14 protein-coding genes are annotated in these 16,788 nt (G+C 57.8%); 6 read left to right on the top strand and 8 right to left on the bottom strand.

The window, feature by feature from the left end:
* Positions 1-101: 101 nt before the first annotated feature.
* Entirely contained in the window at positions 102-2,888 is a 2,787-nt protein-coding gene (gene gcvP, locus Q0349_RS10755; protein ID WP_298080941.1) for an aminomethyl-transferring glycine dehydrogenase, read from the bottom strand.
* Positions 2,889-3,010: 122 nt separating this feature from the next.
* A complete protein-coding gene (gcvH, locus tag Q0349_RS10760; protein WP_298080942.1) occupies positions 3,011-3,376 on the bottom strand; it encodes a glycine cleavage system protein GcvH in 366 nt (121 codons plus the stop codon).
* A gap of 116 nt (positions 3,377-3,492) precedes the next feature.
* Here gcvH and Q0349_RS10765 point away from each other — a divergent pair, with 116 nt between their 5' ends.
* A complete protein-coding gene (locus tag Q0349_RS10765; protein ID WP_298080943.1) occupies positions 3,493-4,026 on the top strand; it encodes an adenylate kinase in 534 nt (177 codons plus the stop codon).
* A 51-nt stretch (positions 4,027-4,077) separates the two neighbouring features.
* Here the strand turns inward: Q0349_RS10765 and Q0349_RS10770 are convergent, their stop codons facing one another.
* On the bottom strand, positions 4,078-4,668 hold the full coding sequence (locus Q0349_RS10770) for a MarC family protein (RefSeq protein WP_298080945.1): 591 nt from the start codon (positions 4,666-4,668) through the stop codon (positions 4,078-4,080).
* Positions 4,669-4,758: 90 nt separating this feature from the next.
* Positions 4,759-6,234, bottom strand: a complete 1,476-nt coding sequence (locus Q0349_RS10775) for an inorganic phosphate transporter (protein ID WP_366916317.1) — start codon at positions 6,232-6,234, stop codon at positions 4,759-4,761.
* 271 nt (positions 6,235-6,505) lie between these two features.
* Between Q0349_RS10775 and Q0349_RS10780 the strand changes: the two genes are divergently transcribed.
* Positions 6,506-7,891: an MFS transporter gene (locus tag Q0349_RS10780; RefSeq protein ID WP_298080947.1), complete on the top strand. Its 1,386-nt coding sequence runs from the start codon at positions 6,506-6,508 to the stop codon at positions 7,889-7,891.
* Between the two features lie 12 nt (positions 7,892-7,903).
* The gene (locus Q0349_RS10785) at positions 7,904-8,812 is read left to right on the top strand and encodes a hypothetical protein (RefSeq protein ID WP_298080948.1); all 909 of its coding nucleotides are present in this window, start codon (positions 7,904-7,906) and stop codon (positions 8,810-8,812) included.
* Between the two features lie 109 nt (positions 8,813-8,921).
* On the opposite strand, the gene bfr (Q0349_RS10790) is transcribed toward Q0349_RS10785, so the two are convergent.
* The 4 genes from bfr (Q0349_RS10790) to icd all read right to left on the bottom strand — a co-directional run bounded on the left by bfr (Q0349_RS10790) (position 8,922) and on the right by icd (position 11,958).
* Complete coding sequence (bfr, locus tag Q0349_RS10790) at positions 8,922-9,404, bottom strand: bacterioferritin (RefSeq protein WP_298080949.1); 483 nt, start codon at positions 9,402-9,404, stop codon at positions 8,922-8,924.
* A gap of 9 nt (positions 9,405-9,413) precedes the next feature.
* Complete coding sequence (gene bfr / locus Q0349_RS10795; protein WP_298080950.1) at positions 9,414-9,878, bottom strand: bacterioferritin; 465 nt, start codon at positions 9,876-9,878, stop codon at positions 9,414-9,416.
* Between the two features lie 482 nt (positions 9,879-10,360).
* A complete protein-coding gene (locus tag Q0349_RS10800; protein WP_298080951.1) occupies positions 10,361-10,735 on the bottom strand; it encodes a YqcC family protein in 375 nt (124 codons plus the stop codon).
* Complete coding sequence (gene icd, locus Q0349_RS10805; protein WP_298080952.1) at positions 10,732-11,958, bottom strand: isocitrate dehydrogenase (NADP(+)); 1,227 nt, start codon at positions 11,956-11,958, stop codon at positions 10,732-10,734. Before icd ends, Q0349_RS10800 begins: the two co-directional genes overlap by 4 nt.
* A gap of 804 nt (positions 11,959-12,762) precedes the next feature.
* Here icd and Q0349_RS10810 point away from each other — a divergent pair.
* The 3 genes from Q0349_RS10810 (at position 12,763) to Q0349_RS10820 (ending at position 16,726) form a co-directional block, all read left to right on the top strand.
* Positions 12,763-14,337, top strand: coding sequence for a class I SAM-dependent DNA methyltransferase (locus Q0349_RS10810; RefSeq protein WP_366916318.1), 1,575 nt, complete (start codon positions 12,763-12,765; stop codon positions 14,335-14,337).
* Complete coding sequence (locus Q0349_RS10815) at positions 14,330-15,664, top strand: restriction endonuclease subunit S (protein WP_298080954.1); 1,335 nt, start codon at positions 14,330-14,332, stop codon at positions 15,662-15,664. The genes Q0349_RS10810 and Q0349_RS10815 overlap by 8 nt, the downstream gene beginning before the upstream one ends.
* 114 nt (positions 15,665-15,778) lie before the next feature.
* Positions 15,779-16,726, top strand: coding sequence for an FRG domain-containing protein (locus tag Q0349_RS10820; protein ID WP_298080955.1), 948 nt, complete (start codon positions 15,779-15,781; stop codon positions 16,724-16,726).
* Positions 16,727-16,788: the final 62 nt, after the last annotated feature.

Below are 16,788 nucleotides of genomic sequence, written 5' to 3' on the forward strand. Positions count from 1 at the left end.
CACGGGGGAGGGGGTAGTTTGGTGGGCGACCGCAGAGCGAAGCCCGCAACGGGGCGGGTTTGAATTGCAAACAGCCCCCAGGACAGCGCCGCTCCGGCTTGTTACGCCTTCCGCGTTGCGTCCCACTCCAGCGGCAGGATGCAGCTACAGATGAGGTGGCGGTCACCGTAAACATTATCGACGCGGTTGACCGGGGTCAGGTATTTCGCCGGGTTCATGCCGTCCAGCGGGTAGATGGCGGTTTTGCGGTCGTAGCCGCGGTTCCAGTCGCCAGTGAGGTCGGCCAGCGTGTGCGGCGCGTTCACCAGCGGGTTGTCTTCGTGCGTCCATTCGCCGTTTTCGATGCGGCGGATTTCTTCGCGGATGGCGAGCATGGCGTCGCAGAAGCGGTCGAGTTCGGCGAGGCTTTCGCTTTCGGTCGGCTCGATCATCAGTGTGCCGGGGACGGGGAAGCTCATCGTCGGCGCGTGGAAGCCGTAGTCCATCAGCCGTTTGGCGATGTCATCCACGCTGACGCCGGCGCTGTCCTTGAACGGGCGGACGTCGATGATGCATTCGTGCGCGACGTGGCCGTCGGCATCGCTGTACAGCACTTCGTAGGCACCGTTCGCCTTGAGCCGCCGGGCGATGTAGTTGGCGTTTAATATCGCGACCTGGCTCGCTTTTTTCAGGCCGTCCGCGCCCATCATCCGCAGGTACATCCACGGGATGACGTCCACCAGCGCGCTGCCCCACGGCGCGGCGCTGACGGCGAGGCCGCCGCGATGTTCGAGCGGGACGACGCTGTGGCCGGGGAGGAAGGGTTTCAGGTGCTCTTTGACCGCTATCGGGCCGACACCGGGGCCGCCGCCGCCGTGCGGGATGGCGAAGGTTTTGTGCAGGTTCAGGTGCGAGACGTCGGAGCCGTAGAGGCCGGGCGCGGCGAGACCGACTTGCGCGTTGAAGTTGGCGCCGTCGAGGTAAACCTGGCCGCCGTAGCCGTGGATGATGGCGCAGAGTTCGCGGATGTTGCGCTCAAAGATGCCGTGGGTGGAGGGGTAGGTGACCATGATGGCGGCGAGGCGGTCAGCGTGTTCTTCGGCTTTGAGGACGAGGTCGGCGATGTCGATGTCGCCGTCTTCGTCGCAGGCAACGATGACGACTTCCATGCCCGCGAGTGCGGCGGACGCCGGGTTGGTGCCGTGCGCGGACTGCGGGATGAGGCAGACGTTGCGCTGGCCTTCGCCCCGGCTTTCGTGATACGCGCGGATGGCGAGCAGGCCGGTGTATTCGCCTTGCGCGCCGGAGTTGGGCTGGAGCGAGACGGCGTCGTAGCCGGTGGCTTCTGCCAGCATCGCTTCGAGACCGTCGAACAGTTCGCGGTAGCCTTCGGCCTGCTCCAGCGGGGCAAAGGGGTGGATGTCGGTGAACTGGCGCCAGGTGACGGGCATCATTTCACTGGCAGCGTTCAGCTTCATGGTGCAGGAGCCGAGCGGAATCATGGTGCGGTCGAGCGCCAAATCCCAGTCGGCGAGTTTGCGCAGGTAGCGCATCATTTCGGTCTCGCTGCGATGCTCTTTGAAGACCGGGTGCGTCAGGTACTGGCTGCTGCGCACGGCGAAGGCAGGCAGCATCGCCTGCGGTTTTTCGAGGGCAAATTCTTCGCTGCGCCCGGTGAAGATGGCGAGCAGCAGTTTGATTTCCGCTTCGCTGCTCAGTTCATCGAGGGAAACGCCGATGCTGCTGGCGTCAATGCGGCGCAGGTTGTAGCCCGCGTCATGCGCGCGCTGCATGATGCTGTCGGCGCGCGAGCCGACGTCGATGTGCAGCGTGTCGAAGAAGTGTTCGTAGGTGAATTTGAAGTGGTGTTTTTCCAGGGTCAGCGCGAGCTGGGTGGCGAGCTGATGCACGCGCACGCCGATGTTGCGCAGGCCTTCCGCACCGTGCCAGACGGCGAAGCAACCGGCCATGATGGCGAGTAGCGCTTGCGCGGTGCAGACGTTGCTGGTCGCCTTTTCGCGGCGGATGTGCTGTTCGCGCGTTTGCAGGGCGAGGCGGTAGGCGGGTTTGCCGTGGCTATCGACGGATACGCCGACGAGGCGGCCGGGCATCGAGCGCTTGAAGCTGTCGCGGGTTGCCATGAACGCCGCGTGCGGGCCACCAAAGCCGAGCGGCACGCCGAAGCGCTGCGCATTGCCGACGACGATGTCGGCGTTCCATTCGCCCGGCGGGGTGAGCACGGTCAAGGCGAGCAGGTCGGTGGCGACCACCAGCACCGCGCTGTTGGCGTGGACGATTTCGGCAAGGCCGCGATAATCGGCAACATGGCCGTGCGTATCCGGGTATTGCACCAGAACGCCGAAATATTCCGTCTGCGGCAAATCGTTTTTGCAATCGACGACCGCGATTTCGATGTCCTGATAACCGGCGCGGGTTAATAGCACGTCAATCGTCTGCGGATGCACGCGCTGATCGACGAGGAAGACATTGGATTTCACCTTGCTTTGCCGCCGCGCGAGGGTCATCGCTTCCGCCGCCGCGGTTGCTTCATCGAGCAATGAGGCATTGGCAATTTCCATGGCCGTCAAATCGCAGACCATGGTCTGAAAATTCAATAAGGCTTCCAGTCGTCCTTGTGAAATTTCCGGCTGATACGGCGTATAAGAGGTGTACCACGCCGGATTCTCCAGAATATTGCGCTGAATGACCGGCGGCACAATTGTGCCGTAATAGCCCTGACCAATCAGCGAACGGAAAACTTCATTCTTGTTGGCAATCTTCTGCAATGCCGCCAGCGCCTCACGTTCTGAAAGCGCGGCGGGCAATCGCATCTCCTTGCACCGGATATCCTGCGGCACGACCGCATCAATAAAATCATCGAGATTACTGAAACCCAAAAGTTTTAACATTTTCTCCTGTTCGGTGGGAGAAGGGCCAATATGGCGGGCAACAAAAGGCGCATGAACAGACACGACAAAATCCTCCACAAAAAAGCAAAAAGCGCCACTCGCGCGGCGCTACAAAAGGAAAATTATTTTTGGGCAAAAGCGCGATAGGCGGCCTCGTCCATCAAGCCATCCAGCTCCGCCACATCGGCGAGTTGCACCTTGTACACCCAGCCATCGGATTCCGGCGCGGTATTCATCAAACTGGGCTCATCGACCAAAGCCTGATTCACTTCCACCACCTCGCCGGATACCGGACTTTTTACTTCGCCGGCGGCTTTTACCGATTCAATGACCGCGGCTTCATCGCCAACCGCGACTTGCCGCCCGACTTCCGGCAATTCCACAAAAACAATATCGCCCAAGGCATCCTGGGCAAAATCGGTAATGCCCACTGTGCCGACAGAACCTTCGACGCGAATCCACTCATGATCTTCAGTAAATTTCAACATAAAACACCTCATAAAAAAACAGACTATGTGCAAAATGCCCCATTATTCTAACACAAGAAAAACACCCGGCCATGTGATAACCTACGCAACTTCACACACAAAACCAGGAAAAAACCATGAACATCATCCTGCTCGGCGCACCCGGCTCAGGCAAAGGCACCCAGGCAGCATTCCTCATTGAACAACACGGCCTCACCCACCTCTCCACCGGCGATATGCTGCGCGCCGAAATCGCCGCCGACAGCGAACTCGGTCGCCAGGCGAAAAGCATCATGGACAGCGGCGCGCTCGTCTCCGACGACATCGTCATTGCGATGATTGCCGCCCGCCTTGGCGACAATGGCGCGCTGTTCGACGGCTTCCCGCGCACCATCGCCCAGGCAGAAGCGCTGGACAAACTGCTCGCCGGGCGCGGCAGCCAGATTGACTGCGTGATTGAGCTGCAAGTCGATAACGAAGAAATCGTCAAGCGGATGCTCGCCCGTGGCCGAAGCGACGACAATGAAGAAACCATCCGCAACCGCCTCAAAGTCTTTGAAGCGCAGACCAAGCCGCTGATTGCCTATTACCAAGCGCAAGGCAAATTGCGCAGCATTGACGGCAGCGGCGAGCTGGACGCCATCCGCGCACGGATTGAAGCAGCGCTTTGATAGCGGTCGCCTGTCATGAAAAATCCCGCCATTGCGCGGGATTTTTTGTGGTCAATGTGCGAGACGGGCGAAGGCATTAAGCAGCATCTGCACCGAGATACAGATCAGCACCATCCCCATCAGCCGCTCCATCGCTTTCAGGCCGCGATTGCCGAAGATGCGATAGAGGAAGGGCGAGGAGAGCAAAATGGCGGCGGTGGCACACCAGGCAATGAGCAACGCGGGCAGGGTGTGGTGCAGGATGTCGCCGCTGTGGGCGCGCAACATCAGCGTCGCCAACAGCGACGGCCCGGCAAGCAGCGGGATGGCGAGCGGGACCAGCAGCGGTTCGCCTTCGTCTTCGTCGCCGCCCATGATGGAGCCGCCGCGCAGCGGGAAAATCATGCGGATGGCGATGATGAGCAGCACCAGTCCGCCCGCGATGGCGACGGCTTCCGGGGTGATGCCGAGCGCACGCAGCATCGCGGGGCCGGCAAAGAGGAAGAGCAGCATGACCACGAGCGCAATCAGCAGTTCGCGCAGGATGATGCGGCTGCGGCGGTGTTCGGCGACGGGTTTCAGGACAACGAGGAAGACCGGGACGTTGCCGAGCGGGTCCATGATGAAAAAGAGGGTGATGGCGGTCGCCCAGAGGGTTTCCATGGGTTTGCTCCGTTGTGAGAATGAAAAAGCCGCGACAGGCGGCTTGACTGGGCGAGCCAACCGCCCCTGTATGTGGCAAGAAAAATTTTGCTAAAACACCGCGTTAAACAGCACGAACGCCAGCGCGGCACACAGCCCGGCGGCGGGGACAGTAATCAGCCAGGCGAGCGCAATCGGCTTCATCAGCCGCCAGTTGGCGTTGCGGTTCACCAGGCCGATGCCGAGAATCGCGCCGACGAGGATATGCGTGCTGGAAACAGGCAGACCGAGCGAAGAGGCGAGCATGACGACGATGGCGGCGGCCAGCTCGGCGGTGAATCCCGCTGCCGGGCTCATCTCGGCGAGATGGGTGCCGACGGTGGCAATCACTTCGCGGCCAATGAACCACAGCCCCGCTACCAGCGCGACGCCGAAGGTTACCATGGCGACGGTCGGCACCGGGATGGCACCGTCGCCGATGGCTTGATTCTTCAGCACGTCAATGATGGCGGCAAACGGGCCGATGGCGTTGGCGATGTCGTTCGAGCCGTGGCTGAAGGCAAAGCCGGAGGCAGTCACCACCTGCATCCAGCTAAAAAGGATATAAGTGGCACGATTGACCTCGCCGCTGCGGAAACGGCGGGCATAGCGGCGCACCACATACCAGACGGCGACACTGACGACGATGATGATAAGGCCGTATTGCGTGTCGGAAAGGCCAAGATTCAGATTCTTCAGCCCTTTGAACAGCAGCATTGAAGTAATCATCAGCGCGCCGAACATCGCAATCAGCGGAATCCACACCCGCAGCGCGCGTCGCGCCAGCACCTTTTCCGCCTCCGTGCCGGGGGCGTGCGCGCCGTCGTCCTCGCGCAGCATCATCATCGAATGAATCTGGCTGATGCGTTTGGTCATCGGCTGGTGGACGCGGGTGCGCAGACTTTTGACGCGGCGGGAATATGTGGCGTGGTCGGCGACGGTACCGTGCATCAGCACGTGTTTCTTGATTTGCCCATAGACAATCCACGCCATGATGCCGCCAAGCACCGGCGAAATCACCCACGACATACCAATCTGGCCGATTTTGTGCCAGTACACCAGCGAAAAGGCGGCGTTGCTGTGCTGGCTGATACCAAGCGCGACAGACGCGCCGACGATGCCGCCGATGATGGAATGAGTGGTGGAGACGGGCAGCCCCTTGTACGAGGCGAACAGCAGCCACAAGGCGGCGGCGATGAGCGCGCTCATCATCACGAAAACGAACTGCATCGGCTGGATGTCAATCGCCGACAAATCAACGATGCCCTTGCTGATGGTATCCGTCACCTCCTTGCCCGCAATCAGCGCGCCGCTGACCTCGAACAGGGCGGCGACAATCAGCGCCTGGGTAATGGAAAGCGTGCCGGCGCCGACGGAGGTGCCAAAAGAATTGGCGACGTCATTGCCGCCGATATTGAAGGCCATGAACAGGCCAAAAGCGCAGGCGAGGATGAAGACAAAAGGGTGATTGAAACCGGTATAACCCAGTCCCCACCACACAAACCAAGCTACCGTCGCCATAAAGACGGTAACCAAAAACAGGCTCATACCGGACTTGCCACCCTTCGCGGCAATCTCGGTCGTTGTCGGTTTTTGCATAAAAAAATCCAAAATTGCGGGACGCCTGCGACAACCATAAAAAAATGAACAAATCGCAAACGGGCGCAATTTTAGAACATTTGCCGAAGGCGCAAAAGGGAAAAACGGCACCCGCGCCAGCCATATAAAAAACCACGGAAAAGCGCCATCGCGCCCGCATCGCCATTGCCAAAAAAACAGAAAAAACGATAATGACCGTCCGCTTTTGCCAGACCCATACATGAACACCACCGCCCCGCCCTCGCGCTGGCTGCCGCTGTTGATGGCCATCTCCATCTTCATGCAGATGCTGGATGCGACCATCTTGAACACCGCCCTGCCCGCCATCGCCGCCGACCTGCACGTCTCGCCGCTCAATATGCAGTCTGCCGTCATCTCCTACGCCCTCACCGTCGCCCTGCTCATCCCCGCCAGCGGTTACCTCGCCGACCGCTTCGGCACGCGCAAAACCTTCATCGTCGCGCTCGTCATCTTCATGCTCGGCTCGCTCCTCTGCGCGCTCGCCACCAGCCTGCCAATGCTCGTCGGCGCGCGCATCATTCAGGGCATGGGCGGCGCCATCATCATGCCGGTGCCGCGCCTGGCGCTGCTGAAAGTCTATGAAAAAAACCGGCTCATCAACGCCATCAATTACGCCATCATGTCCGCGCTCATCGGCCCCATCCTCGGCCCGCTGGTCGGCGGCTATCTCGTCCAGTACGCGAGCTGGCACTGGATTTTCCTCATCAATATCCCCTTCGGCATCATCGGCATCCTCTGCGCCATTCCCATCATGCCGGACGTCTATGGCGACACCCGCTTTGACGCCAGCGGCTTCGTGCTGATTGCCATCACCGCCACCGGGCTGACCCTCGCCCTGGAAATCGCCCCGCACGGCGGCGCCAACCTGCCGTGGGCGCTCTTGCTCGCGGTATTGTCGCTTGCCAGCGCCTTCGCCTACCTGCGCCACGCGCGGCGCAGCGACCACCCGCTCTTTCCGGTAAGCCTCATTCTGGTGCGCACCTTCCGCATCGGTCTCGCGGGCAACCTCGTCAGCCGTCTCGGCATCGGCGCCATGCCCTTCCTCATGCCGCTGCTGTATCAGGTCGCCCTCGGCTACAGCGCCAGCCTCTCCGGCTGGCTGATGACCCCGACCGTGGTCGGCGCCATCGTCGCCAAGCCTTTCGTCAAGCCGGTCATCGCCCGCTACGGCTACCGCCGCACCATCCTTGCCAACACCTGCCTGCTCGGCCTGCTGATGGCGGCAGTCGCCATCCCGCCGCAGCACACGCCCGTCTGGGTGTGGGTGGCGCTGCTTTTCGTCACCGGCCTCGGCAACTCGCTGCAATTTACCGCGATGAACACGCTCTCCATCGCCGACCTGCGCCCCGACCAAAACAGCAGTGGCAACAGCCTGCTTTCGGTCAACCAGCAACTCTCCACCAGCTTCGGCATCGCCATCGGCGCGCTGCTGCTGAAAATATTCAGCCTGGACGGCATCAGCCACGGCGACCTGCACACCGCCTTCCGCTACACCTTCATCGCCGTCGGCGGCATCACCTTCGCCTCCGCGCTCATTTTCTCCCGCCTGCACGACAGCGACGGCGCAGCGCTGCTGGAACGTTGACCGGAAAAAACCATGAAAAAAGCACGCCCCCACTACCTCGCCGCAGGCGCATTGCTCCTCGCAACCGCTGCCATCGTTATCGCTTACGGACAGATGAAAGCACGCACCACGGCGGAAACGCCCGCACCGCCACCGCCCACGATGGAAGACGTGGCGGCGCTTTCCCGTGTCATGCACGGCGCAGCCAGCCAGCAGCCCGCCGACACGCCGCTGGACGCCTACGGCAATCCCTACATCATTGGCGACCTGGGCGGTTACCCGGTCAATCTGCCGTCTTCGGTGGTCAGCCTGCTTGAGTACGACGATTCCCCCGGTTGGGACAGGGAAAAACTGCGCAACTACCAGCCGCCAGTGCGCAACTACCAATCCATCATTGATTCCTTCGGTTTCAGCTTGCGCTACCGCGACCATACCCTGCTGGACAGCCGCAAAAACCAGGCGGAATACGAGCAGGAAAGCGACCTGTTGCCCAATCCCTGGATAGACGTCGGCATCACGAGTGGCACGCGCTACCACCAAGACGAGCACGTTTGGGATCGCCTTATCGCCAGCGATTTGGAGAACAGCTATCCCTCCGGCCCGCCGGTCTATCAGCACGATGGCAATGAAATCGCATTCGGGCTGGAGCGCTATATCATCCCCGGCATCAACCCTGCCAATAACCTGCCCTGGCGCGAGAATCACAGTGCGGATGACGTGTTCGTCCACCGCGATGCGGCGGGACACGTCAATGCCTATATCCGCTGCTCCAACAACGCCGTGCCGCACCCGCCGTGCAGCCACTATTTCAGCGTCAGCGGCGACATGAAAGTAGATGCCAGTTTGCTCTATGACCGCCAGCTGTTGCCGGACTGGCAGAAGATTCAGCAGGCCGCCGATAGCGCCATTCATGGTTTTGTCGTCACGACGGCCAGCCGCTGAAATACAAGTTGCGGTTTTATCGCCCCTGCCTGCCATCCCGCAAGACAGCGGCATCTGTCGCCCACAAAAAACCCCGCCGCAGCGGGGTTCTTTCTTGCAGGTGTTACGTTTAATGACTATCGCTACTGCCGACTGCCTGTTGCAGGTAGTTCGGCGTGCCAAGCGATGCCATCAGGTCTTGCTGCGTTTCCAGCCAGTCAATGTATTCCTCGACATCGTCGAGCAATTCCTCCACCAAGGTACGCGAAACGAAATCGCGCTGCTCGCCCAGCAGTTTGACGGCGGCGACCAAATCGGCGTGTTGCGCCTCTGCTGCCTGCAAGTCGCAGGCAATGGCTTCCGCGACCGTCTCGCCAATCAGCAGTTTGCCGAGGTCTTGCAGATTGGGCAGCCCTTCCAGCAGGAAAATACGGGCAATCAGCTTGTCCGCGTTTTTCATCGCGCGGATGGACTGCTTGTAGATGGTGTGGCCGAGGTCATCATAGCCCCAGTTGTTCAGCATCCGCGCGTGGAGGAAATACTGGTTGATGACGGTCAGCTCGTGCCGCAGCAGCCGGTTGAGGCTGGCGAGCACTTCCGGGGTAATTTGCATGGCGCCCCCTTAGAGCTGGCTTTGCAGGTAGTTGGCAAGCCCCATGTCTTCAATTTGGCGCAGTTGCTGTTCGAGCCAGTGCGCGTGGTCTTCCTCGGTGTCTTTCAGTTGGTCAATCAGCATATTGCGGGTGACGTAGTCCTGGTGCTTTTCGCAGAGGGCGATGCCTTTTTTCAGGGCGTCGCGCACCTTGTATTCCAGTTGCAGATCGTTTTCGATCATGGATTTCACGTCCGTGCCGATGTGCAGCGCTTCCGGCACCATGTTCGGCGTGCCTTCCAGCATGAGCACGCGCTTGATCATCAGCGTGGCGTGCTCGGTTTCGTGCTGCATTTCGTGGTGGTTGGCCTCAAAGAGCTTGGTGTAGCCCCACTCGTCGTACATCCGCGCGTGGATGAAATACTGGTCGCGCGCGGCGAGTTCGCCAGCGGTGAGTTCGTTCAGATAAGCGATAACTTCGGCATTGCCTTTCATGGATTTTCTCCGGTTGAATTGATAAGGGGCGGCGAGTATCGCGGCGGTTTATAGCGGCGTCAAATTTTGTTTTGCTGCGGACGGGAATTTTTGCGGACGGTTTTTTAATTTGTTGTTGTCAAACGATTTTTTGTTGCGGCGGGGAGCTTTTATCATTTGATTTACTAATCAAGATTTCGCAGTTCAAATAGTAATACTTATTGAAATAACGTTTGTGCGCGGCCATTATGGCCCGGCGTACTTAAGAACCTGTTCAAAATCCCGGTTATCCATACAAATTTGAATTGCTGCGCCGAATTGTCCCCCCTCCCTTGCAGGGCGCGTAGCACCCGCAGCGGGCTTCGCCCTGCAGGGGAGGGGGAATTTCACCCGCAGACTCTAAACAGGTTCTGAGATTTTCGGTGGATGGCGATAGTCCCGCATTCAAAGCAACGCAACCCGCCCATAGCCCAAAGGAAACGCCACTTGCGTGGCGTTTTCCGTTAATGCCGCTGATAACGGCGGCGGATGGCGTGCAAATGCTGTGGCGTGTCGGCATCGCCATTGACAAGCCCGTCCAATGCGCGCATCACCAGCAGTAGTCCGTCGGTGTTTGCCGCGCTGCCGCGCCACGCCTCCTCGGCAATCGGCAGCAGGCCGCTGCGCTCCGGCAGCGCCTGCTCGCGCGCCATCCAGGCGTGCATTTTCGGAATATAGACCCATTGCAACCATTCGCTGAAGGTGAGGGTATCGACGCAAAACGGCTCGGTGCTGGCAAGTGCCGCCGCATCCGGCGACGACTCGCCCCACCAGCCCGCGTCCAGCAATGCCAGTTCGAGCGCGGCGAGCAGCTCCCGCATCTGTTCCAGTTCACTCATGCGAGATGCTCCAGCAGCGCGTCGGCAAAGGCGCTGGTGCTGACTTCCGTCGCGCCGTCCATCAGGCGGGCAAAATCGTAGGTGACGGTTTTGGCGGCGATGGTCGCGGTGTAGGCGCGGTTGATGCGTTCTGCCGCTTCAATCCAGCCGAGATGCTCCAGCATCATCACCCCGGAGAGCAGGAGCGAGCTGGGATTGGCGCGATTTTTGCCCGCGTGTTTCGGCGCGCTGCCATGCGTCGCTTCAAAAACGGCCAAACCCGCGCCGATGTTCGCGCCGGGGGCGATGCCGATGCCGCCGACCTGCGCCGCGAGCGCGTCGGAGAGGTAGTCGCCGTTCAGGTTCAGGGTGGCGATAACGTCATATTCCGCCGGGCGCAGCAGCATCATCTGGAACATCGCGTCGGCGATACGGTCCTTGATGACGATTTTGCCCGCAGGCGGCTCGCCGTCGCATTCATCCTCGCGCACCGTCTGGCCGGGGAAAAGCTCGCGCGCGACCTCGTAGCCCCACTCGCGGAACGCGCCCTCGGTGTATTTCATGATGTTGCCCTTGTGGACGAGGGTCACGCTGCGCCGCCCGTGCGCAATGGCGTATTCAATCGCCATCTGAATCAGTCGCTTGCTGGCAAATGCGGAAACGGGCTTGATGCCGAGCGCCGCGCCGTCGAAAAACTGCGCGCCCAGCTCGCGCCGCAGGAAGTCGGCCAGTTTGGCGTTTTCCGCGCTGCCCGCCGCGTACTCAATGCCCGCATAAACATCTTCGGTATTCTCGCGGAAGATGACGACATCAAGGTCGTCGGGGCGCAGCATCGGCGAGGGGACGCCCGCGTAATGACGCACCGGGCGGACGCAGGCATAGAGGTCAAGCGTCTGCCGCAGGGCGACATTGAGTGAGCGGAAACCGCCGCCCACCGGCGTGGTCAAAGGCCCCTTGATGGCGACGCGCAACTGGCGCAGTGCGGCGAGCGTGTCTGGCGGGAAAGCATCGCCGCCTTGCGCGGCAGCGGCTTCACCGAGCGGCAAATCACACCAGACGATGCGGCGGCGGTCGCCATAAGCGGCACGGACGGCGGCATCCCAGACGCGGCGCGACGCCTGCATGATTTCCGGGCCGATGCCGTCGCCGGCGATGCAGCCAATCCAGGGATGGTCCGGCACCTGCCATTGGCCGTTATGCCAGCCGATCAAAGCGCCGCCAGCGGGGAAAGTTTGCGTGGTCATGATGACACCTCCGGGTAGGTTGGGAATGCGGCAATATTAGCGCCAATCGGCGCGGGCGGGGTGTTTTCAGAGCACATCGCCGTGAGCTTTGCAGGTTGGCTTAGGCGCTGTTTACAATTGGTCATAACATGATGATTTCATTAGCAGGTTTGGCTAAGGCCTGTTTACCATTCAGCCGTAAACACGCCCAAGCCAATGCGGTTGCGTAGGACAATTCTATGAGCTACATCATTAGCTTGTAGGGTGTGTGCCGCAGGCATGCACGCGTTTGCCGATGTCAAATTCCCGCGTGCGTGTCGGCTACGCCGCCACACACCCTACGCACGGAACCCGCCCGCTGCAGACTTCGCCCTGCAGGGGAGGGGAATTTTTCAAATTGCAAACAGCCCATAGCAACATTGCCGCCGATCGGCCCCTCCCCCGCAGCAAACGCAGCGGGCGGGTTCTCACGCAAAATACGCCCGCATTTTGCGTGGGGGCTGGGGGAAGCGCTCACAACATCCGCCGATGCTTCATCATCATCGCCGAACGTCGGGCATAAATGCCCGACCTGCGATACCTGAGCGCTCAAGGTGTATGTAAATCACCGTCAGCCAGCGCACCACAACCCTGCTAAAATTCCCTGAAAATCCCGTAACAAACGCGGGGTTTCACCAACAAACCATTGAAAATACAAAGGAAAACCGGTAAAATGAACAAGCCAACAGCCAACAGCCAACAGCCAACAGCCAACAGCCAACAGCCAACACGCCTGACGCGCTAAACGCCAAAACCCAGGCCTTCCTCAGCGGCCTCGAAGCCGACCTGTGGAAAGCCGCCGACAAACTCCGCGCCGAGCTGGACGCCGCCAACTACAAACACATCGTCCTCGGCCTCATCTTCCTCAAATACATCAGCGACAGCTTCAGCGCCCAACAACAGCGCATCACCGCCGACCTCAAAAACCCGGCAAACCCCTACCACCTCGACCCTGCCGACTACGACAGCCCCGACGCCTACACCGCCGCCATCGCCGCCGAACTCGAAGACCGCGACTACTACACCAAAGACGCCGTCTTTTGGGTACCGCGGGAGGCGCGCTGGGACGAAATCGCCGCCGTCGCCACCCTCGAACCCGGCGCCGAACTCCCCTGGGGCGGCAGACACGGCGGCGTCGCCAAACTCATCGACGACGCCTTCGACGCCATCGAAAAAGACAACCCCCGCCTCAAAGGCGTCCTCCAGCGCATCAGCGACTACGGCGTCAGCAGCCAGACCCTCATCGGCCTCATCCAGCTCTTCAGCGACACCAGCTTCAGCGGCCACGGCGCGCTCAGCGCCAAAGACATCCTCGGCCACGTTTACGAATACTTCCTCGGCCGCTTTGCCCTCGCCGAAGGCAAACGCGGCGGCCAATACTTCACCCCCAAAGCCATCGTCAGCCTCATCGTCGCCATGCTGGAGCCCTACCACGGCCGCGTCTATGACCCGGCGATGGGCAGCGGCGGCTTCTTCGTCCAGACCGAACGCTTCATCCGCGCCCACCAGGGCAACCCCGCCGACGCCATCTCCATCTACGGCCAAGAAAAAAACCGCACCACCTGGAAACTGGCGGCGATGAACATGGCAATCCGTGGCATCGAATACAACTTCGGCAAAGGCCCGGCGGACAGCTTTACCGCGCCGCAGCACATCGACCAAAAAATGGATTACGTCATGGCAAACCCACCCTTTAACGCCGACGAATGGTGGAGCGAAGCACTCGCCGGCGACCCGCGCTGGCAATACGGCATCCCGCCCGCAGGCAACGCCAACTACGCCTGGCTACAACACATGCTCTACCACCTCGCCCCGACAGGGCGCATGGCGCTCTTGCTTGCCAACGGCTCGATGAGCAGCCAAAGCAGCGGCGAAGGCGACATCCGCCGCGCATTCATCGAAGCCGACCTGGTAGAAGCGATGATAGCCCTGCCCGGCCAACTCTTTACCAACACCCAAATCCCCGCCTGCATCTGGCTGCTGCACAAAGCCAAACCACGCCGCGGCGAAACCCTCTTTATTGACGCGCGCAACCTGGGCTACATGAAAGACCGCGCCCAACGCGACCTCAGCGACGCCGACATCGCGCGCATCGCCGCCACCTACCACCGCTGGCAAAAAGCGGACAACTACCACAACGAACCCGCCTACAGCTACGCCGCGACCAAAGAAGAAATCGCGCGCAACGACTACGTCTTGACACCCGGCCGCTACGTCGGCACGGTGGAGGCCGAAACCGACAGCGAACCCTTTGCCGAAAAAATGACGCGACTCACCGCGCTACTCAACGAACAATTTGCGCAAGGCGCGGCATTGGAAGCGCAGATAAAAGCAAATTTGGGAGAGTTGGGTTATGAATAATGAAAGCCGCATTACGGATATTGTTGATTTCAACCCACCCCGCAAGCTCAAAAAAGGACAAATTGCACCATTTATTGATATGGCGGCATTGTCAACCAATGAGAGGGATATTGTAGAAATTACAGAAAAAGCATTTACAGGAGGCGCAAAATTCAGAAACGGCGATACCTTATTTGCCCGCATTACGCCATGTCTGGAAAATGGAAAAACGGGTAAAGTATCAAATCTTTCAGACGAATCTATTGGGCATGGCTCAACAGAATTCATTGTTATGACGGCCAAAGATCCAAAAATTGACGAAGATTACGTTTATTATTTGGCAAGGCTGCCTGAATTTCGCAAATTTGCCCAAATGCGGATGACGGGAACATCAGGAAGACAGCGAGTCTCATGGCAGGATTTGGCGGAATTTACCTTTGCATTTCCCGAACCAGAAAAGCGTAAAGCAGCAGGCGCATTTCTAAAAACACTAGACGACAAAATCCTTCTCAACACCCAAACCAACCAAACCCTCGAACAAATCGCGCAAGCCATCTACAAAAGCTGGTTTGTCGAATACGAGCCGACGCGCGCCAAAGCGGCGGTGCTGGCGGCGGGCGGCAGCAAGGCGGACGCAGAAAGCGCGGCAATGACCACCATCAGCGGCAAAAGCGCCGCCGAACTCGCTACCCTCAAACAACAGCAACCCGCCCGCTACCAACAACTCGCCGACCTCGCCGCCGCCTTCCCCGCCGCCCTCGTCCCCGCTGACGACTTCGGCGAAATTCCGGCGGGGTGGGAAATATCCACTATCGGTGAGTCCTATTCCGTTGTAATGGGGCAATCGCCAAATGGCGAAACCTATAACGAAGAAGGGCAAGGAACATTGTTCTATCAAGGGCGCGCAGAATTTGGCGAACGATTCCCCCGCCCGCGCTTGTACACAACCGCCCCAAAACGCATGGCACAGAAAGGCGACGTTATGATGAGCGTTCGCGCGCCCGTTGGCGATTTAAATGTCGCGCTTGAAGATTGCTGCATAGGGCGGGGGTTGGCGGCTTTACACCATAAAAGCGGTAGCTTTTCATTTGGGCTATACCAAATCCAATCATTAAAACCCGTGCTGGATTTATTTAATGGTGAAGGAACTGTGTTTGGTTCAATTAACCAAAAAGACCTAAAAGCCATTAACGTCTTACAACCCACTAATACAATAATTTCTTTATTTAACGACAGATATTTATCCATTGACGAACAGATTCAAAACAACACTCGACAGAACATATTATTGTCGGAAACCCGCGACATTATGCTGCCTAAATTGTTAAATGGAGATATAGAAGCATGAATAACAATGAACTACTACTCAAAGAGCTGATTTAACCCAAGAAGATTGTTGTGCAATATTAGCTTGCATCTTGAGCCAAACCATAAACAAAAGATTTTAACGGAGAATCCCTAAATGACTAAAGTAATAAACATAGATGAAATTAAGGTTATTGACACATCAAACCCCTTGGATGAGCAAGAGTTCATCAAAGAACAATATGATATTGAGACATACCCATTCTTGAGCTTAAAAATTGATACATTTGAGCAGCTTGAATATTTATTTAGAGAGATTAGAAGAGATGAAGAAAGAAAGAGTGATAAAAGATTTAAATTTATCTATAGAGGACAGAAAGATTTTAACTGGATATTGCAAAGCTCCCTAGAAAGAGATGCCAAGTTGTATGGAGTATGTTTTGATACTTTAGAAAGTATTTCTGCTAGGAATTTTAAAGAACTTGCTCGCGGAAAATTATCTGATCAATCTATTCTTAGAAATCCAAACCATGAAGAACTTGAAAATGAGATATGGGCAGCAGGGCAGCATATGGGATTAAAATCTCCTTTGCTTGATTGGTCTAAGGTATTTTACATTGCATTATTTTTTGCGTTTGAGAAAGAACTAGAAGAAATAAAATATAGAGCAGTCTATCGCATAGATACCTTAAGCCTTGCTAATCACACTGGGCATGGTCATGTGGGATTTATCTTTAATCCATATTCAGATCCCATAGGAAGAATCACTGCCCAACAAGGAATATTTACTACTTATGGTATGGTTGGCATATTAAACAAGGAGGAAGAATCTATAGAAAAAAGGAATATTTCGCTAAGTGAAAAATATAAAGATAAAATTCGCAATGCAATCAAGCTATATATAAGCAATGATCTAAGAAAAGAAATTATTTCTTACTTAAGCCATTTAGGTATCCGCTTTGAAACTATTTACCCAGATTTACAGGGCGCAGTATTAGAAGCCAATTATAGATTGGAGCAAAGTATAAAAAACATAAAGAAACACCAAGAGGAACAAAATCAAAAGAAGCAACCTGCAAACCGCGAAGGAATAATCACCACATGACTGCACGGAAAATATCGCAAGCGCCAATCTGCTCCCTCCCCCCGTGGGGGAGGGCTGGGGTG

Source organism: uncultured Cardiobacterium sp., assembly GCF_938028185.1.
GTDB lineage: Bacteria > Pseudomonadota > Gammaproteobacteria > Cardiobacteriales > Cardiobacteriaceae > Cardiobacterium.

Excerpts from the sequence above, each read along its gene's own strand:
- bfr (WP_298080950.1), bottom strand. The coding sequence starts at position 9,878 with ATGAAAGGCAATGCCGAAGTTATCGCTTATCTGAACGAACTCACCGCT.
- Q0349_RS10775 (WP_366916317.1), bottom strand. The coding sequence starts at position 6,234 with ATGAGCCTGTTTTTGGTTACCGTCTTTATGGCGACGGTAGCTTGGTTT.
- bfr (WP_298080949.1), bottom strand. The coding sequence starts at position 9,404 with ATGCAAATTACCCCGGAAGTGCTCGCCAGCCTCAACCGGCTGCTGCGG.
- gcvH (WP_298080942.1), bottom strand. The coding sequence starts at position 3,376 with ATGTTGAAATTTACTGAAGATCATGAGTGGATTCGCGTCGAAGGTTCT.
- Q0349_RS10780 (WP_298080947.1), top strand. The coding sequence starts at position 6,506 with ATGAACACCACCGCCCCGCCCTCGCGCTGGCTGCCGCTGTTGATGGCC.
- icd (WP_298080952.1), bottom strand. The coding sequence starts at position 11,958 with ATGACCACGCAAACTTTCCCCGCTGGCGGCGCTTTGATCGGCTGGCAT.
- Q0349_RS10800 (WP_298080951.1), bottom strand. The coding sequence starts at position 10,735 with ATGAGTGAACTGGAACAGATGCGGGAGCTGCTCGCCGCGCTCGAACTG.
- Q0349_RS10820 (WP_298080955.1), top strand. The coding sequence starts at position 15,779 with ATGACTAAAGTAATAAACATAGATGAAATTAAGGTTATTGACACATCA.
- gcvP (WP_298080941.1), bottom strand. The coding sequence starts at position 2,888 with ATGTTAAAACTTTTGGGTTTCAGTAATCTCGATGATTTTATTGATGCG.
- Q0349_RS10770 (WP_298080945.1), bottom strand. The coding sequence starts at position 4,668 with ATGGAAACCCTCTGGGCGACCGCCATCACCCTCTTTTTCATCATGGAC.
- Q0349_RS10815 (WP_298080954.1), top strand. The coding sequence starts at position 14,330 with ATGAATAATGAAAGCCGCATTACGGATATTGTTGATTTCAACCCACCC.
- Q0349_RS10785 (WP_298080948.1), top strand. The coding sequence starts at position 7,904 with ATGAAAAAAGCACGCCCCCACTACCTCGCCGCAGGCGCATTGCTCCTC.
- Q0349_RS10765 (WP_298080943.1), top strand. The coding sequence starts at position 3,493 with ATGAACATCATCCTGCTCGGCGCACCCGGCTCAGGCAAAGGCACCCAG.